This is a genomic window from Leifsonia sp. NPDC077715 (assembly GCF_040686855.1).
In the GTDB taxonomy this organism is placed as follows: Bacteria; Actinomycetota; Actinomycetes; order Actinomycetales; family Microbacteriaceae; genus Leifsonia.
On sequence record NZ_JBFBOG010000001.1, the window covers coordinates 54,539 to 77,454 of the forward strand.

The following is a 22,916-nucleotide window of genomic DNA, read 5'->3' on the forward strand; positions in this document are numbered from 1 at the left end:
CCGACTGGAAAGCCGACCTCCGTGCCGCTCGACCTCCCCCGCCTCGCATCCTGGCTGCGCTGCCCCGTGTGCGCGGCCGACCTCGAGCCGGTCGACCGTCTGACTCTCGGCTGCGCGAACGGTCACCGCCACGACGTCAACAAGCGCGGCTTCGTCTCCCTCCTCGGCGGTGGAAGCAAGCACCTGGGCGACACCGCCGAGATGCTGGACGCGCGCGACGCCGTGCTCGAGGGCGGCGCGTACTCCCCCATCGCCGCGGCGGTGGCGGCGGCCGTCACCGGCACGCGCATCCTCGACGCGGGAGCCGGCACCGGCTACTACCTGCGCGCCGCCCTCGCCGAGTCGCCCGATGCTACCGGGCTGGCGATGGACCTCTCCCCGCAGGCCGTCGCCCGCGCCGTCCGCTCGTCCGAGCGTGTGGACGGTTTGGTCGCAGACACGTGGCGTCCGCTTCCCGTGCGGGACGCCGTCGCGGACGTCGTGCTCGACGTCTTCGCGCCACGCAACCTGCCCGAGTTCCACCGCGCGCTCCGCCCGGAGGGCCTGCTCGTGATCGTCGTCCCGCGCGCCGACCACCTCGCGTCGCTGCGTGCGGCCGGCACGATGCTCGACATCCCGTCCGACAAGGCCGAGGACGTCATCCGCGCCGCAGAGCCCCTGTACGCCCTGCAGGCGCGCGAATCCGTCGCGTACGACCTGGCGCTCACCGATGAGCTGCGGACGTCCCTGGTGGGCATGGGTCCGTCCGCCCGGCACGCTGCCGCCGGCGCTGCACTCGATCTCGCCGTCGACACGACGCGCGTGTCCGTCGACGTGCTCACCTTCGGCCGCCGCTGACGAGAGACCGGGAGCGTCGCGCCGACGGTGGCCGCGCACGGGCTGCTTGACGGCGTATTGCATCCGGTCGATTACACGTCTCGAAGCGTGGGGGTGGCGCTGTACGGCCCGCGGCACCGCCGCGCGACGGCCACCCGCGCCGGCCGCGCCGGGCAGAAGCCTTACAGACGTCTGCTGGTCCCAACACGCCGTTATGGACCCATACGTAACGGCGTGTTGGGACCAGTAGATGGGCGCGGCCCAGCTCGGCGCCGGCCGGGCCACATCCATGGGGCGCAACGCGCCGTTATGGGGCCTGCTTAGCGGCGTGGTGCGTCCCATGGATGGCGGCTCGTTGACGGGACACGCCGTGAGGGCGACGCGGTCGACGGCGCGTGGCGCCACGCAGAAAGCGCGCGCGCAGACGACGAGGGGGCCGCCTCCCTGCGGGAGACGGCCCTCGTGCGGACGTGGGTGGTTACCGGGCGAAGTAGCCGCGGTAGTACTCGTAGACCCAGCCGACGATGCAGACGAGGCTGAAGGCGACGCCGATGAAGCAGATCCAGATGCCGACGGCGAGGCCGAGGACGACCAGGCCGGCGCCGAACGCCAGGGCGATCGGCCACCAACTCCACGGGCTGAAGTGGCCGAGCTCCGGGTCGCCGTCGTCGATGTTGGCGTCGAGACGGTCCTCCGGGAGCTCACCGCCCTGCGAGGCGTGGGAACGGCCCACGTAGAACGCGATGAAGGCGGAGAGGACGGCCGCGAGCAGCATGCCCACGGTGCCCACCCACTCGACGTTCCGGTGGAACGAGTCGGCCAGGTTCCAGAGCGTGTAGACGATCGCCGACAGGACGAAGAAGATCGACAGGATCCAGAAGAGGATGGCATTGGCGCGCATGTGCTACTTCACCTCGTCGTTCGCGACGTCGTGGACGGGGGCGTCGGGGGCGTCCTTCGCCGGGCCGATGCCGATCGGGATGCCGGCCTCCGGGTGGTTCAGGTCGAACGCCGGCGACTCCGAACGGATCCGCGGGATCGACGTGAAGTTGTGCCGCGGCGGCGGGCAGCTGGTGGCCCACTCGAGCGAGCGGCCGTAGCCCCACGGGTCGTTGACCGTGACCTTCGGCGCGTTGCGCGCGGTCAGGTACACGTTCACGAAGAACGGGATCATCGAGATCGCCAGGATGCCGGCGCCGATCGACGAGACCTGGTTCATCCAGGTGAAGCCGTCCGACGGCAGGTACGTGGCGTACCGGCGCGGCATGCCCACGACGCCCAGCCAGTGCTGGATGAGGAACGTCGTGTGGAAGCCGATGAACAGGAGCCAGAAGTGCCACTTGCCCAGTCGGTCGTTGAGCATCTTGCCCGTCCACTTCGGCCACCAGAAGTAGAAGCCGGCGAACATCGCGAAGACGACGGTACCGAACACCACGTAGTGGAAGTGGGCGACGACGAAGTACGTGTCGGACACGTGGAAGTCGAGCGGCGGCGACGCCAGGATGACGCCGGTCAGACCACCGAAGGTGAAGGTGATCAGGAAGCCGATCGACCACAGCATCGGCGACTCGAACGTGAGCGAGCCGCGCCACATGGTGCCGACCCAGTTGAAGATCTTCACACCGGTCGGGACCGCGATGAGCATCGTCATCAGCGAGAACCACGGCAGCAGCACCGAACCGGTCACGTACATGTGGTGCGCCCACACGGTGACGGACAGGGCCGCGATCGCGATCGTCGCGTAGATCAGGGTCTTGTATCCGAAGATCGGCTTGCGGCTGAACACCGGGAAGATCTCGGAAACGATGCCGAAGAACGGCAGCGCGATGATGTACACCTCGGGATGGCCGAAGAACCAGAACAGGTGCTGCCAGAGCAGAGCTCCGCCGTTGGCCGCGTCGTAGATGTGCGCGTCGAACACGCGGTCGGCGGCCAGGGCGAACAGCGCCGCGGCGAGGACCGGGAAGGCCATCAGCACGAGGATCGAGGTCACCAGGGTGTTCCAGGTGAAGATCGGCATGCGGAACATGGTCATGCCCGGGGCGCGCATCGTGATGATCGTCGTGATGAAGTTCACGGCGCCGAGGATGGTGCCGAAGCCGGAGAGGCCGAGGCCCAGGACCCAGAGGTTTCCACCTATGCCCGGTGAGAACGTCGTACTCGAGAGCGGCGCGTAGGCGAACCATCCGAACGAAGCCGCGCCCTGCGGGGTGAGGAAGCCGGCGACCGCGATCAGCGAGCCGAACGAGTAGAACCAGTACGCCAGCGCGTTCAGTCGCGGGAAGGCGACGTCGGGCGCACCGATCTGCAGCGGCATGAGCACGTTCGCGAAGCCCGCGAACAGCGGGGTCGCGAACATGAGCAGCATGATCGTGCCGTGCATTGTGAAGAGCTGGTTGTACTGCTCCTTGGTCTGCACGACCTGCAGGCCCGGCTCGAACAGCTGAGCGCGGATGATCAGCGCCATCACGCCGCCGATGAGGAAGTACACGAACGACGAGATCAGGTACATGTACCCGATCGTCTTGTGGTCGGTCGACGTGATGTAGTTCACGAGGATGTTGCCCTTGCGCGCCACGCCGTTGGCGGACACGAACGAGGGCGTGGGCTTCGGGGCGGTGGTCGCCCCCGGTGCCGGTGCTGTCGTCGTCATCAGTGCGTCCTACTCGTTGCCGCCCTGGGGACCCGAAGGGGTGCCCCTGCCCGGCAGGTTCTGGTTGCGGTCGTACTCCGGGCCCAGCTGGCCCGTGTAGCCCTGGTCCTTCAGCTTCTGGATGTGCGCGTCGTAGTCGGACTGCGACACGATCTTGACGTTGAAGAGCATCGCGGAGTGGTACTCGCCGCAGAGCTCGGCGCACTTGCCGACGAAGGTCCCGGTGCGGTCCGTCGTCTCGAAGTACATGTAGTTGGTCTTGCCCGGGATGACGTCCTTCTTGTAGAGCATCGCCGGCACCCAGAACGAGTGGATCACATCGCGCGAATCGAGCTGGATAGTGATCTTCTTGTTCTCGGGCAGGTACAGCGTCGGAACCTCGCCCTCCTGGACGGATCCGGGGGTGGCGCTGTTGTCGTCCGGCTGGACCTGGATGCCGGGGTCGTAGACGTTATCGGTGACGTAGTTGAAGTCCCACGCCCACTGCTTGGCGTAGACCTGGATCTTGACGTCCGGGTTCGCGTAGGGCTGCTCGATGGCGGCCTGGTCGCGCGCGGTGAAGGCGAAAAAGCCGAGCACCAGGATGAGCGGCACGATCGTGTAGAAGATCTCGATCGGCATGTTGTAGCGCAGCTGCACCGGGAGGCCGGTCTGGCCCTTGCGGCGGCGGTAGACGATGACCGCCCAAAGGATCAGGCCCCACACGACGATGCCGACGATGAGGAGGACGATCCAGCTGGTCACCCACAGGCCGCTGATGCGCTCGGTGTGGTTCGTGACGGGCGGCTCACCCTCGACGAAGCCCGGGAGGAATCCGTGCAGCTGGGCCTGAGTGCAGCCCGCGAGCGCTACGACGAGAGTCGCGGCGATCGGGATGGCAGCCCATCGGAGACGGCGATTGTGACGCACCGGTGACCTTTCGAGTGACTACTGGGACAGTTCACATGCAACTGTATGTGGCTGTGTCTACCCTACTCCGACTGACACCCTGATCCGAACAAAAGGGCCGCCCCGAGAGGGGCGGCCCGATGTCTTTTCCTGTGCTATGGAGCGCTCAGTGGAAGGAGTCTCCGCACGCGCAGGAGCCGGTGGCGTTGGGGTTGTCGATGGTGAAACCCTGCTTCTGGATGGTGTCCTCGAAGTCGATCGTCGCACCGTCGAGGTACGGGACGCTCATCTTGTCGACGATGACCTCCACACCGTCGAAGTCGACGGTCGCGTCCCCGTCGAGCATGCGCTCGTCGAAGTACAGCTGGTAGATCAGACCCGAGCATCCACCGGGCTGGACGGCGACGCGCAGACGCAGGTCGTCGCGGCCCTCCTGCTCGAGCAGGCTCTTGACCTTGGAGGCCGCGGTGTCGGTCAGGCCGACGCCGTGGGCCTTGGTCGCGGTCAGCGTTGTGTCGGTCATGGGGCTCCTTCGGAAGGATGTTTCTGACTCCGGAACGAAATCTGGGTCGATTGTACGACTTCCCGGTGCCAATTCGCTTGGAGTCACAGTTCGTTCAGGATGCCTCGCGACCGTTCAGCCGCGCAAGCAGGAGCGCTTCGGTGAGGATCGCCCGCTTGAACACGCCGAGGTGCAGCGACTCGTTCGGGCTGTGCGCCCGCGTGTCGGGGTCCTCCACTCCGGTGACCAGGATCTGCGCCTCCGGGAACTCGCGGACGAGGTCGGCGATGAACGGGATGGACCCGCCGATGCCCGTCTCGACCGCCTCCTTCCCCCACGCGTCCGTCATTGCGCGCTTCGCCTCGGTCGCCGCCCAGCCGTCCGTGTCCACGAGGAACGGGTCGCCCAGGTCGACGTCCTCGATCGTGATGTGCGCGCCGAACGGCGCGTGCGCCCGCAGGTGCCGCTCCAGCGCCTCGTACGCCTCGCTGGCCGGCTGCCCGGGCGCGACGCGCGAGCTGACACGCACCGCGACGCTCGGCAGCAGCGTGTTGGACGCGTTCGCGACCGACGGCGCGTCGATGCCGGTGATCGTGATGGTGGGCTGCGACCACATCCGGGACAGGACGGGCCCGGTGCCGATGCTGGTCACGCCGTCGAGCAGGGCGGCGTCCTTCGCCAGTTCCTCCTCGCTGAACGCGGGCGGCTCGGCGGCGTCGGTGTACGAGGTGAGGCCTTCGACGGCCACCGAGCCCTTCTCGTCGTGCAGGGTCGCGAGCAGCTTCACCATGGCGAGCATCGCGTCGGGGGCGGCGCCGCCGTACATGCCGGAGTGTGAGGCGTGCTCCAGCGTCGCGACCGTGAGCTTGAAGGTGACGTTGCCGCGCAGCGAGACGGTGAGCGCCGGGGTGTTCACGTCGACGTTGTCCGAGTCGGCGACGACGATCACGTCGGCGGCCAGCGCCTCCTTGTTCTGCTCCAGGAAGTGCGCGAACGAGCGGGAGCCGAACTCCTCCTCCCCCTCGATGAACACGGCGAGCCCGAGCTCGAGGTCGTCGCCGAAGGCGTCGCGCAGCGCGCGGACGGACGCGACGTGGGTCAGCACGCCCGCCTTGTCGTCGGCGGCGCCCCGGGCGTAGAGGCGGTCTCCGCGCACGGTCGGCTCGAACGGCGGCGTCTCCCAGAGCGCTTCGTCGCCCTCCGGCTGCACGTCGTGGTGCGCATACAGCAGCACGGTCGGCCGACCGTTGCGCGCGGCTCGGGTGGCGAGAACGGCGGGCTGCCCGAGCGTTCCGCCGTCCGCGGTCGGCGCCTGCTTGATCTCGACCGCATCGAACATCCCGGTGTCGCTCAGGAGGGCGGCCACCGCCTCGGCGCTGCGGCGGACGTTGGCGGGGTCGAAGGCCGACCACGACACCGACGGGATGCGCACGAGCTGCGAGAGGTCGGCGACGGCGGAGGGCATGCCGCGGTCGACCGCGGTGCGCACCGTCTGCTCGGCGGGGTCGGACGAGCCGGAGGTTGCCGGATCGGGGGTCTGCTGGCTGTCTGTCATGCGGATAATGTTAAGCGGACCCCAGAATCGAAGGCGCGAAGTTGGCAAAGCGACAGAACCCGGCCGAGGCGGAGACGCCCGCGGTCGAGACCCCCGAAGAGACGGCCGCCCGGCTGAAGCAGGGCAAGGGCGCTCCCACGCCCTCCCGCCGCGAGCAGGAGGCCGCCCGCAAGCGCCCGCTCGTGCCGACCGACCGCAAGGAGGCGGCCCGTCAGGCCCGCGCCAAGCAGGCGGAGGCTCGTGAGCGGGCCCGCGTCGGCATGGCCGCAGGCGACGACCGCTACCTGACCGCCCGCGACCGTGGCCCGCAGCGGCGCTACGTGCGCGACTACGTGGACGCGCGGTTCTCGATCGGCGAATTCCTCATCCCGGTCATGCTCATCGTCATCGTGCTGACGTTCCTGCCGTCGCCGGTCCTGCAGGTCTACGGCCTGTTCGCGCTGTGGGGCTTCTTCCTCATCGCGGTGATCGACTGCTTCGTGCTCGGGTTCCTGATCCAGCGGCGCGTCGGCGACAAGTTCGGCAAGACGAAGGTGGAGCGCGGCCTGCGCTGGTACGGCGCCATGCGCGCCCTGCAGCTGCGGATCATGCGTCTGCCCAAGCCGCAGGTCAAGCGCGGCCAGTACCCGAGCTGACGTGACGATCGTCGCAGCGGCCGACGGCTCCGCCCTCGGCAATCCCGGTCCTGCCGGGTGGGCCTGGTACGTCGACGACGACCACTGGTCGGCGGGCGGCTGGCCGCACGGAACGAACAACCAGGGCGAGCTCATGGCCGTCATCGACCTCCTGGAGTCGACGGCGCACCTGGAGGGCAACGATCTCCACATCTTCTGCGACAGCCAGTACGTCATCAACGCGGTGACGAAGTGGATGCCGGGCTGGAAGCGGAAGGGCTGGCGCAAGGCCGACGGCGCTCCTGTGCTCAACCGCGAGCTTCTGGAGCGCCTGGACCGCGGACTCCAGGGGCGTCAGTACCGTTTCGAGTGGGTCAAGGGGCACGCCGGGCACGATCTGAACGAGGCGGCGGACCAACGCGCTCGCGCGGTCGCGACGGCGTACCAGAAGGGCGACCCGATCCCGATCGGCCCGGGATGGGCGGGGACCGCGCCGGCGGTCGAGCCGGAGGCGGTCGAGCCGGAGGCGGTCGAGCCGGACGCGGTGGAGGTGGCACCGCTGGAGTCTGTTTCCGCCGCTCCCGCCGCTCCCGCATCCGCCGCTCCTGCCGCCGACGCCGCGCTCGAGTTCGACCTGTTCGACGGGCTCGACGCCGCGGAGACGGACGAGCAGGTCGTCGCCCGGCTGGAGCGCGAGCTGCTGGAGCCGGCGGTGCGGACCGACGCGTCCCGCCTGGCCGAGCTGCTGCATCCGTCGTTCGAGGAGATCGGCCGCTCCGGCCGTCTCTGGGGTCGCGACGCGATCGTCTCGGAGCTCGCCGACGAGGACGCGCCGGCAGCGGACCTCGAAGTGCTCGGCGTCGACCGGGTCTCCGGCGACGCGCTGCTGCTCACCGCCCGGACGACGGATGCGCGCGGGGCGACCCTGCGCAGCTCGCTCTGGGTGCGGAGCTCGGGGCGCTGGCGCCTACGCTTCCACCAGGGCACGCCGGAGGCGTAGCAGCCCGCGGTTGATCTCGCGCGCCCAGAGCGGGCCGCGGTAGAGGAACGCCGTGTAGCCCTGCACCAGCGTGGCGCCGGCATCCAGCCGCTCCTGCACGTCCTCCGCGGTCTCGACACCGCCCACCGAGATGACGCACAGCTGGGCGGGGACGACCGCACGGATGAGGCGCAGCACCTCCAGGGAGCGGGCGGCGAGCGGTGCACCGCTCAAGCCCCCCGCGCCGGCCGCCTCGACGACCGCCGGATCGGTGGCGAGGCCGTCGCGCGAGATCGTGGTGTTGGTCGCGATGATGCCGGCGAGGCCCAGCTCGACGGCGAGGCGCGCGATGCGCTCCACCTGCTCGTCGGTGAGGTCCGGCGCGATTTTGACCAGCAGCGGGGTCTCCCCCGCGACCTCCTTGACCGCGGTGAGCAGCGGCGACAGGAGTTCGAGCTCCTGCAGGCCGCGGAGCCCCGGGGTGTTCGGCGAGCTGACGTTGACGACGAGGTAGTCGGCGACGGGCGCGAGCGCGCGAGCGCTGGTCAGATAGTCGGCGGTGGCGTCCTCGACCGCGACGACGCGCGACTTGCCGATGTTGACCCCGAGCACCGGGCGGGTGCGGGCACGTCGGACACCCAGCAGCCTGTTGGCGGCCGCGCCGGCGCCATGGTTGTTGAAGCCCATCCGGTTGATGACCGCGCGGTCCGGGATGAGGCGGAACAGCCGCGGCTTGTCGTTGCCGGGCTGCGGGCGCGCGGTGATCGTGCCGACCTCCACGTGGCCGAAGCCGAGCACGCCGAGACCCAGCACGCCCTCGCCGTCCTTGTCGAAGCCGGCGGCGACGCCGAACGGCGAGTCGAACCGCTGGCCCAGGGCCTCCACGGCGAGGGACGGGTCCGGGGCGGTGAAGCGCCGGGCCAGTCCGCCGAGACCGACGGCCGGGAGGGCGCGGATCACCACGAACGCGAGGTGATGGGCCCGCTCGGGGTCGAGGCGGGAGAGGACGAGGTCGAAGAGTGCGCGATACATGCCGATAGCAGAATATCGCCTGGAGCTCACTCGGCGCCGACAGGCTCCTGGTGCGCCACGCGCAGCGAGCGGATGGCCTCCTCGAAGTCGTCGAGGGAGTCGAAGGCCTGGTAGACGCTCGCGAAGCGCAGGTATGCGACCTCGTCGAGCTCGCGGAGCTCCGGCAGGATGGCGAGCCCGATGTCGTTGGCCTCGATCTGCGAGGCTCCCGTCGACCGGATGGTCTCCTCGACCTTGCCCGCCAGCACGGCGAGGTCGGAGTCGGTGACCGGACGCCCCTGGCACGCCTTGCGCACGCCCAGCACGATCTTCTCGCGGCTGAACGGCTCCGCCACGCCGCTGCGCTTGATCACGCTGAGACTCGCGGTCTCGGTGGTCGAGAAGCGACGGCCGCACTCCGGGCACTGCCGGCGACGGCGGATGGAGAGCCCGTCGTCACTCGTCCGCGAGTCGATGACACGGGAGTCCGGGTGGCGGCAGAAGGGGCAGAACATGGAGGAATTCTATCGCTCACCGGGTGCGGAACCGCTGAGTGACCGCTTCGCCGTGGGCAGGAAGGTCCTCCGCGGTCGAGAGCGCCACGATGCGGTCGGCGACCTCGTGCAGCGCCTCGCGGTCGTAGCGGACCACCTGCTGCGGCCGCAGGAACGAGTACGCGCCCAGGCCCGGCGAGAACCGCGCCTGACCGCCGGTCGGCAGCACGTGGTTCGAGCCGGCCAGGTAGTCGCCGAGGCTGACCGGCGAGGTGGGGCCGAGGAAGATCGCGCCGGCGTTGCGGATGGACGCGAGCAGCGCATCCGGGTCGGTCGTCTGGAGCTCCAGGTGCTCGGGACCGTACGCGTTGCTGAACGCGGCGGCCGCGGCGAGGTCGTCGACGAGGACGATCGCGGACTGCGGGCCGCCGAGCGCCGTCCGGACGCGCTCGGCGTGCTTGGTCGCGTCGGCCAGTCGCCCGAGTTCGGCGACGACGCGGTCCGCGAACGCGGGGCTGTCCGTGACGAGGAGGGACGCGGCGGCCTCGTCGTGCTCGGCCTGGCTGACCAGGTCGGCGGCGACATAGGACGCGTCCGCCGTGTCGTCGGCGATCACCAGGATCTCGGTCGTGCCGGCCTCGGAGTCGATGCCGGTCTGACCGCGGACCACGCGCTTGGCGGCCGCGACGTAGATGTTGCCGGGGCCGGTGATGACCTGCACGGGGTCGAGGCCCAGCTCTTCGACGCCGTACGCCAGCGCGCCGATCGCGCCGGCGCCTCCCATCGCGTAGACCTCGTCGATGCCCAGCAGGCCCGCGGCCCCCAGGATGACCGGGTGGACCGCTCCCCCGAACTCCCGCTGCGGCGGGCTGACCAGGGCGACGGAGGCCACGCCGGCGACCTGCGCGGGCACGGCGTTCATCACGACGCTCGACGGGTAGACGGCCTTTCCGCCCGGCACATACAGCCCGGCACGCTCGACCGGCTCCCAGCGCTGCACGATGCTCGCGCCCGGGCGGATGACCGTCTCGGCGGGCGGCGGGACCTGGGCGGCGGTCGCCTCGCGGACGCGCGCGATCGCCTCCTCCAGGGCCTCGCGCACGTCGGCGGGCAGCGCCGCCACGGCGGCGTCGATCTCCGCCTGCGGGACACGGAGGGACGCCGGAGCGCCGCCGTCGAACCGCTCGGCCTGCTCGCGCAGGGCGGCGACACCGCGCTCGCGCACGTCGGCGATCAGGTCGGCCGCGACGGTCATCGCGACCTGCACGTCCACGACGGGACGGGGCACGAGGCGCTGGAACGCGGCACGAGTAGGCTGGACACCGCGGAGATCGATGGTCTGGATCATGGCCCATCAAGCCTACCCGCCCGGAATCTTCCAGCCCGACTGGAGCTTGTACCCACAGTATGAACAGCGCATCCCCCGACCCGACCGACGGCACGGTCACCGACGCCACCCCCGACCTCGCGGCCTTCCGTCAGACCTTCCGTCGGCACGCGGCCGGCGTCGCCATCGTCACCGCCCAGCGCGAGGACGGCACGCCCGTCGGGTTCACGGCCACCTCGCTGGCGTCGCTCGCGGCGGTCCCGCCGCTGGCGACCTTCAACATGGCGCTCTCGGCGTCGAGCTGGCCCGCCATCGCCGAGACGGACCGCGTGGTCATCCACACCCTCGGCGTGCGCAACCGGGAGGTCGCCCAGATCCTGTCCGGCGACAACCAGACCCGGTTCGTCGGCGACCACTGGTACCGCGGCCCGCACGGCCTCCCCGTGATCAAGGACACGACCGCGTGGATGGTTGGACGCATCCTGGAGCGCGTGCAAGTGCACAACAGCGCGGTCGTGGTGGTGCAGATCGAGCAGGGCGCCCTCGGAGAGGACGACGCCCCGCTCGTCTACCACGAGCGCACCTACTGGCGGCCCGGCACCCCGGTCTGAGCCGCGCCCGGGCCGGCGGACACGCTCAGACCAGGCAGTTCGGCCCGAGCAGCCCCTTCAGCTCGCCGTACAGGTCGGCGCTCACCTTCACCGGCTTCGGCACCTCGAAGACGCGCGCAACCTGACCCTTCACGAGCCGGAGGCGCACCTCGCTCTCGCCGGGATGCCGCGCCAGCACCTCGCTGAGCGACATCACGGTGTCGGTCGTCGCCCGCTGGTCCGGCATGGTGATCATCAGGGTCGCAGTGTCGTCGACCTGACCGAGATCGGGCGTCATCAGCGAGAACGCGTGGAGGTTCATCCCGTCGTCGCGCAGGCTCACCCGGCCGCGGACGACGACGATCGCGTCGCCCTGCAGGGCGTGCGAGTACTCCTGGTACGCCTTGCCCATGAACATCACGGTCAGCTCGCCGCCGAAGTCCTCGACCTGGATCATGCCGTACTGATTGCCCGACGCCTTCGCCACGCGGTGCTGCACGCTCGTCACGAGGCCCGCGATGGTGACCGTCTCGCCGTCCTGGATGTTCTCCGATCCGACGAGCTCGGCGATTCCGGTGCTCGCCAACTTCGCCAGCTGCAGCTCGAGTCCGGCGAGCGGATGGTCGGACACGTACAGGCCCAGCATCTCGCGCTCGAACGCCAGTTTGTCGCGCTTGGCCCACTCCGGCCGGCTCGGGATGTGGTGCTGGGTCTGCGCCACCTCGTCCTCGCCCCACAGGCTGTCGAAGTCGAACCCGACGTCGCCGTTCGCCTCGTTGCGCTTGATCTTGACGGCCGATTCCACGGCGTCCTCGTGCACCTCGACGAGAGCCCGCCGGGTGTGCCCGAGCGAGTCGAACGCGCCCGCCTTGATCAGCGATTCGACCGTCCGCTTGTTGGCGGCGTGGATGGGCACCTTGTTCAGGAAATCGTGGAACGACTCGAAACGGCCCTTGCTCTCGCGCGCCTCGCGCACACCCTCGACGACGTTGGCGCCGACGTTGCGCACGGCGCCCATGCCGAAGCGGATGTCCTCGCCGACCGCGGCGAAGTAGAGGTTCGACTCGTTGACGTCCGGCGGGAGCACCTTGATGCCCATGCGGCGGCACTCGTTGAGGTAGAGCGCCATCTTGTCCTTGGAGTCGCCGACGCTCGTGAGGAGCGCCGCCATGTACTCGGCCGGGTAGTGCGCCTTGAGGTACGCGGTCCAGTAGGAGATGACGCCGTAGGCCGCCGAGTGCGCTTTGTTGAACGCGTAGTCGGAGAACGGGAGCAGGATCTCCCACAGCTTGTTGACCGCGTCCATCGAGTAGCCGTTGGCCTGCATGCCCTGCGAGAAGCCCTCGAACTGCTTGTCCAGCTCGGACTTCTTCTTCTTGCCCATGGCGCGGCGCAGGATGTCTGCTTGGCCGAGCGAGAAGCCGGCGACCTTCTGGGCGATCGCCATCACCTGCTCCTGGTAGATGATGAGGCCGTAGCTGGTCGAGAGGATGTCCGCCAGCGGCTCTGCGAGCTCCGGATGGATGGGCGTGATCGCCTGCTGGCCGTTCTTGCGCAGCGCGTAGTTGGTGTGCGAGTTCGCGCCCATCGGACCCGGGCGGTACAGCGCGATCAGTGCGGAGATGTCCTCGAAGTTGTCCGGCTTCATGAGCCGCAGCAGGGAGCGCATCGGGCCGCCGTCGAGCTGGAACACGCCGAGGGTGTCGCCGCGCGACAGGAGTTCGTACGCGGGCCGGTCGTCGAGCTCGAGATCTTCGAGCACGAGCTCTTCACCGCGGTTGTCGCGGATGTTGTCGAGGGCGTCGTTGATGATGGTGAGGTTGCGGAGCCCCAGGAAGTCCATCTTGATCAGGCCCAGCGACTCGCACGCCGGATAGTCGAACTGCGTGACGATCTGGCCGTCCTGCTCCCGCTTCATGATCGGGATGACGTCGATCAGCGGGTCGGACGACATGATGACGCCGGCCGCGTGCACGCCCCACTGGCGCTTCAGGTTCTCGAGGCCGAGCGCCGTGTCGAACACGGTCTTGGCCTCGGGGTCGCTCTCGACGACCGCGCGGATGTCGACGGCCTCCTTGTAGCGCGGGTGCTCCTTGTCGAAGATGCCCGTCAGCGGGATGTCCTTGCCCATGACGGGCGGCGGCATCGCCTTGGTCAGCTTCTCGCCCATGGAGAAGGGGAAGCCGAGCACCCGGCCCGAGTCCTTCAGCGCCTGCTTGGCCTTGATGGTGCCGTAGGTGACGATCTGGGCGACGCGCTCCGAGCCGTACTTCTCGGTCACGTACTTGATGACCTCGCCACGGCGGCGGTCGTCGAAGTCGACGTCGAAGTCGGGCATGGAGACGCGGTCGGGGTTGAGGAAGCGCTCGAAGATGAGGCCGTGCTGCAGCGGGTCGAGGTCGGTGATCCGCATCGCGTACGCGGCCATCGAGCCGGCGCCGGAACCACGTCCGGGGCCGACGCGGATCCCGTTGCGCTTCGACCAGTTGATGAAGTCGGCGACGACGAGGAAGTAGCCCGGGAAGCCCATCTGCGAGATGACGCCGATCTCGTAGTCGGCCTGCTTGCGCACCTCGGGCGTGATGCCATTCGGGTAGCGGTGCTCGAGGCCCTTCTCGACCTCCTTGACGAACCAGGTCTGCTCGGTCTCGCCCTCGGGCACCGGGAACCGCGGCATGTAGTTCGCGGCGGTGTCGAACTGCACGTCGCAGCGCTCGGCGATGGCGAGCGTGTTGTCGCACGCCTCCGGGTAGTCGCGGAACAGCTGCCGCATCTGCTCGGGCGTCTTGAGGTAGAACTCGTCGGCGTCGAACTTGAACCGGTTGGGGTCGTCGAGGGTGGAGCCGGACTGGACGCACAGCAGCGCGGCGTGGCTCTTGGCGTCCTCCGCGTGCGTGTAGTGGAGGTCGTTGGTCGCGACGAGCGGCAGGCCGAGGTCTTTGGCGAGCCGGATGAGGTCGGACATGATGCGGCGCTCGATGCCGAGCCCGTGGTCCATGATCTCGGCGAAGAAGTTCTCCTTGCCGAAGATGTCCCTGAACTCCGCCGCGGCCTCGCGCGCCAGCTCGTACTGACCGAGGCGGAGGCGCGTCTGCACCTCGCCCGACGGGCATCCGGTGGTCGCGATGATGCCCTTGGAGTATTTGCTCAGCAGCTCGCGGTCCATGCGCGGCTTGAAGTAGTAGCCCTCCATCGACGCGTACGACGACAGTCGGAAGAGGTTGTGCATGCCCTCGGTGGTCGCCGCGAGCATGGTCATGTGCGTGTACGCGCCGGAACCCGAGACGTCGTCGCCGCCGCCGTCGCCCCAGCGGATGCGGGTCTTGTCGGTGCGGTGCGTTCCCGGCGTGAGGTAGGCCTCGGTGCCGATGATCGGCTTGATGCCGGCGTCGGTCGCGGTGCGCCAGAAGTCGAAGGCGCCGAACATGTTGCCGTGGTCAGTGACCGCGACGCCCGGCATCCCCTGCGCGACCGCCGACTCGATCAGCGGTTTGACGCGCGCCGCGCCGTCGAGCATGGAGTACTCGGAGTGGACGTGGAGGTGGACGAAGGAGTCGCTCATAGGTGAGTACAGCCTACGTCGGACCTACGACGCTCGGAGCACGTCCAGGGCGTGTTGCAGGTCGTCCGGATAGGTCGTCGTGAAGGTGACCCACTCCCCCGTCGCCGGGTGCTCGAACGCGAGCTGGACGGCGTGCAGCCACTGCCGGGTAAGACCCAGTCTCTCGCTGAGAACCGGGTCCGCCCCGTACATCGCGTCGCCGACGCAGGGGTGCCGCTGCGCCGCCATGTGGACGCGGATCTGGTGCGTGCGTCCCGTCTCCAGGTGGATCTCGAGCAGGCTCGCGGACGGGAACGCCTCGATGGTCTCGTAGTGCGTCACCGACGGCTTGCCGCCGGCCACGACGGCGAACTTCCAGTCCGACCTGGGATGCCGCCCGATCGGCGCGTCGATGGTGCCGGTCAGCGGGTCCGGGTGCCCCTGGACGACCGCGTGGTAGATCTTCTCGACCGTGCGGTCGTGGAAGGCGCGCTTCAGCGCGGTGTAGGCGCGCTCCGACTTCGCGACGACCATGAGGCCGCTGGTGCCCGCGTCCAGCCGGTGCACGATGCCCGCGCGCTCGGCGGCGCCCGAGGTCGAGATGCGGAAGCCGGCCGCCGCCAGCGCCCCGAGAACGGTCGGGCCCTCCCAGCCGACCGACGGATGCGCGGCGACCCCGACGGGCTTGTCGATCACCACGATGTCGTCGTCGTCGTGGACGATCGTCAGCTCCGGGACGGCGATCGGCACGATCTCGACGTCGGACTTCGGCTGCCACGACACCTCGAGCCAGGAGCCCGCGGTCAGACGGTCGGACTTGCCCGCCTCGCGGCCGTCGACGGTGACCCCGCCCGCCTCGGCGATCTCGGCGGCGAAACTCCGCGAGAAGCCGAGGAGCTTGGCCAGGCCCGCGTCGACGCGTGAGCCCTCCAGCCCGTCCGGGATGGGGAAGCTGCGCGATTCCATCTAGCCCTGCGGCTTGTCGTTCGGTGTGTCCGTCGTCGACGCCTCCCCGGCGTCCACGTCGTCGGCCTCGGCGGCCGCCTCGTCGTCCTCGTCGCGCGTGCGCCGGCCGTCCAGCCCGATCCCGCGGAGGGTCAGGATGAGGAACAGCACCATGCTCGACACGATCGCGACGTCGGCGAGGTTGAAGATCGCCGGCAGGAGCGGGATCTGCAGGAAGTCGACAACATGGCCGACGCCGAAGCCCGGCTCACGGAACAGCCGGTCGGTCAGATTGCCGAGCAGGCCGCCGAGCAGGAGCCCGAACAGGACAGCCCAGGCCGTCGACCGGATCCGCGGCGCGTACCAGATGACGAAGCCGAGCACACCGACCCCGACGATGGAGAAGATCCACGTGGACCCGCTGCCGATCGAGAAGGCCGCTCCCGCGTTCTTGACGAAGTGGAACTGGAGGAGCTGACCCAGGACCTCGACCTGCTGGCCCTCGAAGAGGTTCGACACGACCAGGACCTTGGCGATCTGGTCGATGAGGTACACGCAGAGCGCGACCACCGCCAGGACCGCCAAGGCCCTGATGCTGACCTTGGGCCGGGAGGGACTAGCCTCCAAAGCCGGGGAAGGTCGAGGTCTGGCCCGAGTTGCCGGAGTCGTCCGAGCCGCTGGCCGAGACCGGGGCCGGCACGCCGCCGCCGGCGCTCACGGGAGCAGCGGAGCGCGCGCCCGCGTTCTGGCCGCTGCCCTGGACGGGCGCGTCGAGGTCGCGGAGCTGGCTCTCGATGTACGACTTCAGGCCCTTGCGATAGTCGCGCTCGAACGAGCGGAGCTCGTCGATGCGGCGCTCGAGGCCGGTGCGCTCCTGGTCGAGTGCGCTGATCTGAGCGCGCTGCTTCGACTCCGCCTCGGCGACGATGCGGGCGGCGGTGGCGTGACCCTCGGCGATGAGCTGGTCGCGCTTCTCGACGCCCTCGCGCACGTGCTCCTCGTGCAGGCGGCGGGCCAGCTGGAGGAGGTTGTTGGTGGCGTTGGGGTCGTTCGCGTCGTCGGCCGGAGCCTGGTAGGCAGGGGCGGCCTGCTGCGACTGCTCCGCCTGCTGCTTGGCCTGTGCGGCCTCCTGCTGGGCCTGGGCGAGGCGCTGCTTCAGCTCCTCGTTCTCGCGCTGGAGGCGCTCGGCCTCGGCGTTGTCGGCCGGTGCGGACGCCGCGGCCGGGGCTGCGCCGCCCTGGCCCGCGCTGCGCTGCAGCTCGGCGATGCGCGAGTCGGCGGCGACGAGGCGCTGCTTCAGCTCCTCGTTCTCCTGGTTCAGGCGACGCAGCTCGACGACGACCTCGTCGAGGAAGTCGTCGACCTCGTCCTGGTCGTAGCCCTCGCGGAACTTCGTCGGCTGGAACCGCTTGTTGACTACATCTTCCGGAGTCAGCGCCATGGCAAGCCACCTTCGATCGTGAATTGGTACGGGATCGCGTTACCCAACGCTAGCAAAACGGGCGTCGGTCGCGCACTTCACCGCACGGTCTCAGCGCGGCTCGTCCACGATACAACGGGGCTCGCCGCGGAAACGGGAACGACGCTCAGCGGAATCCCAGCGTGACGTACAAGCCGATGATGACGACCAGCATGGTGAGGCTCCAGCCGAAGTCGATCGCGATCGGGCCCATGGACAGGCGCGGGATGATGCGCCGGAAGAAGCGGATGGGCGGGTCGGTCACCACGTACGTCGACTCGGCGAGCACCAGGCCGAAGCCGCGTGGACGCCACTGCCGGGCGAACACGCGCACGAGGTCCAGGACGAAGCGCGCCCACAGGACGAAGAAGTAGATGAGCAGCGCGTAATAGAGGACAGTCGCGATGAGCGAGACGACGAACACCCTCCCAGTATGGACGAAAGCGCACCGGCTCCCCTGGGAGGTAGCCGGTGCGCTTTCGAGCGTCGTGCGTGCCGCGTCGACCGTCAGGCCTGGGCGAAGAAGGAGGCGTCGACCTCGGCGTCCTGCCCGCCGTGCTCGCCGGAGACGACGACGTGGCTGGGCGAGAGGAGGAAGACCTTGGGGGTGACCCGCTCGATCTTGCCGTAGAGGCCCTGCGAGAGGCCGCTGGCGAAGTCGATGAGGCGGCGGGCGTCGCCCTCGCTCATCTGCGAGAGGTTGATGATGACCGGGATCCCCTCCCGGAACGACTCGGCGATCGCCTGGGCGTCGCGGTACTGGCGGGGGTGGACCGTGAGGATCTCGTTCATTTCCTGTACCGATGCATTCCGTGCGGTTTTCGACGTGCGCAGCGGCGTGACCGGAGCGCGGCCGGCCGCGGGAGCGACCGGAGCGGGGTGTGGGACGGCCTGGACCGGCGACGCGGCCGGCGTGCGCTCGGGGGCTTCGCGGCGGGGCTGGTGCTGAGCCTGCTCCTGCGGCTGGTCCTCGAACTCCAGCTCCTCGTCGGCGAGGCCCAGGTAGACCATCGTCTTCTTCAGCGGGTTGGCCATGGCTTCCTCCGTAGGCACGTCGAACTCTTGCTTCGAGATTAACGAAGCTGCGGACGATTCCCGGTAATGGCGGTCCCGATGCGAAGGTGTGTCGCGCCTGCGGCGATCGCCTCGCGGTAGTCCTGCGACATCCCGGCGGAGATCGCGGAGGCGTCCGGGGCGAGCGCGCGGACGCGCTCGGAGGCTGCGCGCACCCGTTCGAAGGCGCGGGCGGGCTCCTCGCCGAGCGGGGCGACGGCCATCACGCCGAGGAGCCGCAGCCCGGGGGTGGCGAGCACGTGCTCGACCAGCGGCTCGAGGTCGCGGTCGGCGACGCCTCCGCGTGCCGGATCGTCGGTCAGGTTGAGCTGCACGAACGCGTCGACGGTCGACTCGTCGGAGGCCAGCGCGTCCACCAGGGACACGCGGTCGACCGAGTGGATGACCGAGGCGTACCGCCGCGCCTGACGCGCCTTCTTGCTCTGCAGCTGACCCACGAAGTGCCAGGTCAGGTCGAGGTCGGCGAGCTCCGCCGCCTTCTCCTGCGCCTCCTGGTGGCGGTTCTCCCCCACGTCATGCACGCCCAGCGCATGCAGGTCGCGCACGAGCGACGCCGGGTGGAACTTGGTCACGACGATCGTCGTCAGCTCCTCGGGCGAACGGCCCGCGGCCCGGGCGGCGTCGGAGACGCCCTCCCGGACCGCGGCGAGCCGGTCGGCCAGCCCGTTACTTGAGGAAGTCGGGGATGTCGAGGTCGTCATTCTCGTCGTCGAACGCCGGGTCCTTCTGCGGGGCGGCCTCGGCGACCGGCTGCTCGCCGGTCTGCCAGGCCGAGGTCTCGGGAGCCGGGATCTCGCCCGCCTCCACCTCGGCGGAGGACTGCACCTGGGACTGCTCGGAGCCGGCCTCCACGAAGCTGGCGCGGCGTGCGTCCACCGCGGCCGGGCGCGCGTTCGGCTCGCCGCCGTCGAAGCCCGCCGCGATGACGGTCACGCGCACCTCGTCGCCGAGGGTGTCGTCGATGACCGCACCGAAGATGATGTTCGCCTCCGGGTGCACCGCCTCCTGGACCAGCCGCGCGGCGTCGTTGATCTCGAAGATGCCGAGGTTCGATCCACCCTGGATGGAGAGCAGCACGCCGTGGGCGCCGTCGATGGAGGCCTCCAGCAGCGGCGACGCGACCGCGAGCTCCGCGGCCTTGATCGCCCGGTCGGCGCCGCGCGAGGACCCGATGCCCATGAGCGCGGAGCCAGCGCCCTGCATGACCGACTTGACGTCGGCGAAGTCGAGGTTGATGAGGCCCGGTGTGGTGATGAGGTCGGTGATGCCCTGGACACCGGCGAGGAGCACCTGGTCGGCGGTGGAGAACGCCTCGAGCATGCTGATGCCGCGGTCGCTGATCTCCAACAGCCGGTCGTTCGGCACGACGATGAGGGTGTCGACCTCTTCCTTCAGGCGCTGGACGCCCGCCTCGGCCTGCTGCTGGCGGCGCTTGCCCTCGAAGGAGAACGGCTTGGTGACGACACCGATGGTCAGCGCGCCGATCGACTTCGCGATGCGCGCGACGACCGGGGCGCCGCCGGTGCCGGTGCCGCCGCCCTCGCCCGCTGTGACGAAGACCATGTCGGCGCCGGCCAGCGCCTCCTCGATCTCCTCCGCGTGGTCCTCGGCGGCGCGGCGGCCGACCTCGGGGTCGGCGCCGGCGCCGAGACCGCGGGTGATCTCACGGCCGACATCGAGCTTGACGTCGGCGTCGCTCATGAGCAGCGCCTGCGCGTCGGTGTTGATGGCGATGAACTCGACGCCGCGGAGGCCGAGCTCGATCATGCGGTTGACGGCGTTGACGCCGCCTCCGCCGATGCCGACGACCTTGATCACGGCGAGGTAGTTCTGGTTTGCTGTCACGTCCGGCCTCCACGGGAACGTTCAACTTCAAGTTGAAGCTTAAAGTCTTGCTGAGTATGCAATTCTTGATCCGACGTTAGGTGCGCCGGGCCCCCGCCCGCGGAACCCCGCGCGCGTGTCGGGAAAAGTCGCCGTCATCGCGCGGTCAACCCGTCGTGACGCTGTGGGGGGACGACACGTCGTAGCGGCCGGCGTCGGGGGCGCTCTTCAGCAGCGCGGCGAGGTCCGCCGCCTTCAGCGACGAGTCCTCCGCGCTCCCCCAGACCACTGTCGCACCGCCGCCGCGCAGGGTGAAGCTCACGTCGTCCTTCGTCTTCGCCGCGATGGTGTCGACCTGGGCGAGGACGTCGGCGGGCAGCGCGCTGAGCACGCCTGCGGCGGCCGCGAAGCCCGAGTCCGCATCCACGTCGGCCGCTCCCCCGCTGGCCGCGATGAGCGGGTAGCCGTCCGGGCGCTTCTCGCTGCTCGCGATGGGCACCTTGGCCGCGTCCACCAGGGTGAACGCGGTACCGCGCTGGATGACGCCGACCGGCTGGCGCTCGACCACCCGCACCACGATCGAGTCCGGCGGATGGCTCTCGACCGTGTAGCTGCGGATGAGCGGGAACGCGGCGAGGTCCGCCGAGATGGACGCCTGGTCGAGCAGCGGCAACGGCGTGCCGAGCTGATCCGAGAGCTTCTTCTCGACGGTCGCCGCGTCCAGCCGCGAGGTCCCGCTGACCTGGATGTGCTTGAGCGCGAGCAGCGGCGAGTACGCGACGATCGTCACGGCGAGCACCAGCGCGACGACGACGCCGGCCGCCGCCAGCCAGGCGTAGCGGCGGCGGCGCGAGCGCTTGGTGAACCGGCGCACCTCTCCGCGCTCCAGCCGCTTGCGCTCGCGGCGCGCGGCGCGGAGGGCCTTGTCGATCTCGCGGTTGCTGGGCAGACGCGAGTACGGCGACGCTTCGGTCTCCCGCGGTGGAGTCGGCCGCTCGGCGGTGTGGTCGGCGGTCAGGATGGGGACCGGCTCGGTCACCGTGCCGACGGATCCGCGCGTCTCTGCGCGGCTCGACTCGGCGTCGGCGTCCTGCGGGCGCGCCGGAGCAGCCGCCGGGGCGGCCGACCGATCGAAACCCTGGGGACGCTTCACGCGGTGGTCACTCCGCGGTCGCCGCGGCGGCCGCGGCCGTCTCCGGGTGCTCGCGCTTCAGCGCATCCAGCAGCTGCGGCACGATCCGGTACACGTCGCCGCAGCCGAGGGTGATCACGTAGTCGCCCTCGCGCGCGATCCGCGCCGTGTGGTCCGCGGCCTGCTGCCAGTCGGCGATGAAGGCGACGTGCTCGGGATGCTCGAAGCGGTCGGCCACCAGTGCGCCGGTGACACCGGGCTCCGGGTCCTCCCGCGCACCGTAGACGTCGAGCACGACGGTCTCGTCGGCGTACTGCTCGAGCGTTTCGGCGAACTCCTTCGCGAACAGGCGCGTGCGGCTGTACAGGTGCGGCTGGTGGACGGCGATGATCCGGCCGTCGCCGACGACCGTGCGCGCCGCGGAGAGGGCCGCAGCGACCTCGGTCGGGTGGTGCGCGTAGTCGTCGTAGACGCTGACGCCCCCGACTGTGCCGTGCAGCTCGAAGCGGCGCTCGGTGCCGCCGAACTCCGCGATCGCCGCGAGCGACGCCGCCGGGTCGAAGCCGAGCCCGGTCAGCACCGCGAAGGCGCCGCCGGCGTTGATGGCGTTGTGGCGACCGGGGACGCGCAGCTGCGCACTGTAGTCGACGCCCTGGTAGCGCAGCGTGAACGCGACGGGCCCATCCGTGACGATCGAGTGGACGCGGACCTCCGCGTCCTCGGCCTCGCCGAACGTGACGATCCGCTTGTCCGGAGCCTGCTCGCGGAGGCGGTCGGTGACGTGCACCGCGCCGGGGTCGTCCGAGGACACGACGACGAACTCGTCGGACTCGCGGGCGAAGGTCACGAAGGCGTCCTCGAACGCCTCCAGCGACCCGTAGTGATCGAGGTGGTCGGGGTCGACGTTGGTGATGAGGGCGACCGCGGTGTCGTACAGCAGGAATGAGCCGTCGGACTCGTCCGCCTCGACGACGAACAGCTCTCCGGTGCCGGTCTGCGAGCTCTTGCCGAGGGACGCGATCACGCCGCCGTTGACGAAGCTCGGGTCCTCGCCGAGTCCGAGCAGGCCGGTGATGATCATGCCGGTCGAGGTGGTCTTGCCGTGCGCGCCGGCGACGGCGACCAGGCGGGACCGGTTGATCAGCCAGGCGAGCGCCTGCGACCGGTGCAGCACCGGCAGGCCCTTCGAGAGCGCGAGCTGGTACTCGGGGTTGTCCTGCCACAGCGCGCCCGTGACGACGAGCGTGTCGGCGTCGCCGACGTTCGCGGCGTCGTGGCCGACCGCGATGGTGGCGCCCAGGCCCCGCAGGGTGTCGATGTTCGCCGAGTGCCGGACGTCGGATCCGGTGACGGTGTAGCCGGCCTCGAGGAACAGGCGGGCGATGCCGCTCATCCCCGAACCGCCGATGCCGACGAAGTGGAGCTTTCCGAGCTCCTCGGGGAGGGCGAGGGTCAGGTCGGGCTTGATCGTCACGGGTGCAGCTTTCGGTTACGCGAGAAGGTCTCCATTAC

The 22,916-nt window shown here is 69.7% G+C and carries 22 protein-coding genes; 4 read left to right on the top strand and 18 right to left on the bottom strand.

The window, feature by feature from the left end; genetic code table 11:
* Positions 1–21 precede the first annotated feature (21 nt).
* Positions 22–837 (top strand): methyltransferase domain-containing protein, encoded by an 816-nt coding sequence (locus tag AB0P25_RS00255; RefSeq protein WP_363804702.1) that lies wholly within the window; start codon positions 22–24, stop codon positions 835–837.
* Positions 838–1,294: 457 nt separating this feature from the next.
* Here the strand turns inward: AB0P25_RS00255 and AB0P25_RS00260 are convergent, their stop codons facing one another.
* From AB0P25_RS00260 to AB0P25_RS00280, 5 genes are all read right to left on the bottom strand, one after another.
* The gene (locus AB0P25_RS00260; protein WP_363804703.1) at positions 1,295–1,717 is read right to left on the bottom strand and encodes a cytochrome c oxidase subunit 4; all 423 of its coding nucleotides are present in this window, start codon (positions 1,715–1,717) and stop codon (positions 1,295–1,297) included.
* Between the two features lie 3 nt (positions 1,718–1,720).
* Positions 1,721–3,469 (bottom strand): cytochrome c oxidase subunit I, encoded by a 1,749-nt coding sequence (gene ctaD / locus AB0P25_RS00265; RefSeq protein ID WP_064109295.1) that lies wholly within the window; start codon positions 3,467–3,469, stop codon positions 1,721–1,723.
* A gap of 9 nt (positions 3,470–3,478) precedes the next feature.
* The gene (gene coxB / locus AB0P25_RS00270; RefSeq protein WP_363804705.1) at positions 3,479–4,378 is read right to left on the bottom strand and encodes a cytochrome c oxidase subunit II; all 900 of its coding nucleotides are present in this window, start codon (positions 4,376–4,378) and stop codon (positions 3,479–3,481) included.
* Between the two features lie 145 nt (positions 4,379–4,523).
* Positions 4,524–4,880: an iron-sulfur cluster insertion protein ErpA gene (erpA, locus tag AB0P25_RS00275; protein ID WP_064109297.1), complete on the bottom strand. Its 357-nt coding sequence runs from the start codon at positions 4,878–4,880 to the stop codon at positions 4,524–4,526.
* A gap of 94 nt (positions 4,881–4,974) precedes the next feature.
* Positions 4,975–6,414 carry a dipeptidase gene (locus AB0P25_RS00280; protein WP_363804706.1) on the bottom strand — a complete coding sequence of 480 codons (1,440 nt, stop codon included), beginning with the start codon at positions 6,412–6,414 and terminating at the stop codon, positions 4,975–4,977.
* 41 nt (positions 6,415–6,455) lie between these two features.
* On the opposite strand from AB0P25_RS00280, the gene AB0P25_RS00285 reads away from it, so the two are divergent.
* On the top strand, positions 6,456–7,049 hold the full coding sequence (locus tag AB0P25_RS00285; RefSeq protein WP_363804707.1) for a DUF3043 domain-containing protein: 594 nt from the start codon (positions 6,456–6,458) through the stop codon (positions 7,047–7,049).
* A 1-nt stretch (position 7,050) separates the two neighbouring features.
* Entirely contained in the window at positions 7,051–8,028 is a 978-nt protein-coding gene (locus AB0P25_RS00290; protein WP_363804708.1) for a ribonuclease HI family protein, read from the top strand.
* On the opposite strand, the gene AB0P25_RS00295 is transcribed toward AB0P25_RS00290, so the two are convergent.
* From AB0P25_RS00295 to hisD, 3 genes are read right to left on the bottom strand one after another with little or no spacing between them, the layout of a single operon-like run.
* Positions 7,996–9,039 (bottom strand): quinone-dependent dihydroorotate dehydrogenase, encoded by a 1,044-nt coding sequence (locus AB0P25_RS00295; protein ID WP_363804710.1) that lies wholly within the window; start codon positions 9,037–9,039, stop codon positions 7,996–7,998. The genes AB0P25_RS00290 and AB0P25_RS00295 overlap by 33 nt on opposite strands.
* A 26-nt stretch (positions 9,040–9,065) precedes the next feature.
* Entirely contained in the window at positions 9,066–9,533 is a 468-nt protein-coding gene (gene nrdR, locus AB0P25_RS00300; RefSeq protein WP_363804711.1) for a transcriptional regulator NrdR, read from the bottom strand.
* Between the two features lie 16 nt (positions 9,534–9,549).
* On the bottom strand, positions 9,550–10,860 hold the full coding sequence (gene hisD, locus AB0P25_RS00305) for a histidinol dehydrogenase (RefSeq protein WP_363804712.1): 1,311 nt from the start codon (positions 10,858–10,860) through the stop codon (positions 9,550–9,552).
* A 59-nt stretch (positions 10,861–10,919) separates the two neighbouring features.
* Here hisD and AB0P25_RS00310 point away from each other — a divergent pair, with 59 nt between their 5' ends.
* Positions 10,920–11,450: a flavin reductase family protein gene (locus AB0P25_RS00310; protein WP_363804713.1), complete on the top strand. Its 531-nt coding sequence runs from the start codon at positions 10,920–10,922 to the stop codon at positions 11,448–11,450.
* 25 nt (positions 11,451–11,475) lie between these two features.
* Here AB0P25_RS00310 and dnaE read toward each other — a convergent pair whose 3' ends face one another.
* From dnaE to murC, 10 genes are all read right to left on the bottom strand, one after another.
* Positions 11,476–14,991, bottom strand: coding sequence for a DNA polymerase III subunit alpha (gene dnaE, locus AB0P25_RS00315; RefSeq protein ID WP_363804714.1), 3,516 nt, complete (start codon positions 14,989–14,991; stop codon positions 11,476–11,478).
* Positions 14,992–15,015: 24 nt separating this feature from the next.
* Positions 15,016–15,936, bottom strand: coding sequence for an RluA family pseudouridine synthase (locus AB0P25_RS00320; protein WP_363804715.1), 921 nt, complete (start codon positions 15,934–15,936; stop codon positions 15,016–15,018).
* A complete protein-coding gene (gene lspA / locus AB0P25_RS00325; RefSeq protein WP_363804716.1) occupies positions 15,937–16,500 on the bottom strand; it encodes a signal peptidase II in 564 nt (187 codons plus the stop codon).
* A gap of 31 nt (positions 16,501–16,531) precedes the next feature.
* Positions 16,532–17,356: a DivIVA domain-containing protein gene (locus tag AB0P25_RS00330; RefSeq protein WP_363804717.1), complete on the bottom strand. Its 825-nt coding sequence runs from the start codon at positions 17,354–17,356 to the stop codon at positions 16,532–16,534.
* Positions 17,357–17,501: 145 nt separating this feature from the next.
* The gene (locus tag AB0P25_RS00335; protein WP_064109309.1) at positions 17,502–17,798 is read right to left on the bottom strand and encodes a YggT family protein; all 297 of its coding nucleotides are present in this window, start codon (positions 17,796–17,798) and stop codon (positions 17,502–17,504) included.
* Positions 17,799–17,881: 83 nt separating this feature from the next.
* The gene (gene sepF, locus AB0P25_RS00340) at positions 17,882–18,409 is read right to left on the bottom strand and encodes a cell division protein SepF (RefSeq protein WP_363806202.1); all 528 of its coding nucleotides are present in this window, start codon (positions 18,407–18,409) and stop codon (positions 17,882–17,884) included.
* Between the two features lie 38 nt (positions 18,410–18,447).
* Complete coding sequence (locus AB0P25_RS00345; protein WP_363804718.1) at positions 18,448–19,149, bottom strand: YggS family pyridoxal phosphate-dependent enzyme; 702 nt, start codon at positions 19,147–19,149, stop codon at positions 18,448–18,450.
* Positions 19,115–20,293 (bottom strand): cell division protein FtsZ, encoded by a 1,179-nt coding sequence (gene ftsZ / locus AB0P25_RS00350; RefSeq protein WP_363804719.1) that lies wholly within the window; start codon positions 20,291–20,293, stop codon positions 19,115–19,117. The genes AB0P25_RS00345 and ftsZ overlap by 35 nt, the downstream gene beginning before the upstream one ends.
* Before the next feature lie 145 nt (positions 20,294–20,438).
* Positions 20,439–21,425: an FtsQ-type POTRA domain-containing protein gene (locus AB0P25_RS00355; RefSeq protein ID WP_363804720.1), complete on the bottom strand. Its 987-nt coding sequence runs from the start codon at positions 21,423–21,425 to the stop codon at positions 20,439–20,441.
* 7 nt (positions 21,426–21,432) lie between these two features.
* Positions 21,433–22,878: a UDP-N-acetylmuramate--L-alanine ligase gene (gene murC, locus AB0P25_RS00360; RefSeq protein WP_363804721.1), complete on the bottom strand. Its 1,446-nt coding sequence runs from the start codon at positions 22,876–22,878 to the stop codon at positions 21,433–21,435.
* Positions 22,879–22,916: the final 38 nt, after the last annotated feature.

Excerpts from the sequence above, each read along its gene's own strand:
- AB0P25_RS00260 (WP_363804703.1), bottom strand. The coding sequence starts at position 1,717 with ATGCGCGCCAATGCCATCCTCTTCTGGATCCTGTCGATCTTCTTCGTC.
- ctaD (WP_064109295.1), bottom strand. The coding sequence starts at position 3,469 with ATGACGACGACAGCACCGGCACCGGGGGCGACCACCGCCCCGAAGCCC.
- erpA (WP_064109297.1), bottom strand. The coding sequence starts at position 4,880 with ATGACCGACACAACGCTGACCGCGACCAAGGCCCACGGCGTCGGCCTG.
- AB0P25_RS00280 (WP_363804706.1), bottom strand. The coding sequence starts at position 6,414 with ATGACAGACAGCCAGCAGACCCCCGATCCGGCAACCTCCGGCTCGTCC.
- AB0P25_RS00295 (WP_363804710.1), bottom strand. The coding sequence starts at position 9,039 with ATGTATCGCGCACTCTTCGACCTCGTCCTCTCCCGCCTCGACCCCGAG.
- nrdR (WP_363804711.1), bottom strand. The coding sequence starts at position 9,533 with ATGTTCTGCCCCTTCTGCCGCCACCCGGACTCCCGTGTCATCGACTCG.
- hisD (WP_363804712.1), bottom strand. The coding sequence starts at position 10,860 with ATGATCCAGACCATCGATCTCCGCGGTGTCCAGCCTACTCGTGCCGCG.
- AB0P25_RS00310 (WP_363804713.1), top strand. The coding sequence starts at position 10,920 with ATGAACAGCGCATCCCCCGACCCGACCGACGGCACGGTCACCGACGCC.
- dnaE (WP_363804714.1), bottom strand. The coding sequence starts at position 14,991 with ATGAGCGACTCCTTCGTCCACCTCCACGTCCACTCCGAGTACTCCATG.
- AB0P25_RS00320 (WP_363804715.1), bottom strand. The coding sequence starts at position 15,936 with ATGGAATCGCGCAGCTTCCCCATCCCGGACGGGCTGGAGGGCTCACGC.
- AB0P25_RS00330 (WP_363804717.1), bottom strand. The coding sequence starts at position 17,356 with ATGGCGCTGACTCCGGAAGATGTAGTCAACAAGCGGTTCCAGCCGACG.
- sepF (WP_363806202.1), bottom strand. The coding sequence starts at position 18,409 with ATGGCCAACCCGCTGAAGAAGACGATGGTCTACCTGGGCCTCGCCGAC.
- AB0P25_RS00345 (WP_363804718.1), bottom strand. The coding sequence starts at position 19,149 with ATGACGACCTCGACATCCCCGACTTCCTCAAGTAACGGGCTGGCCGAC.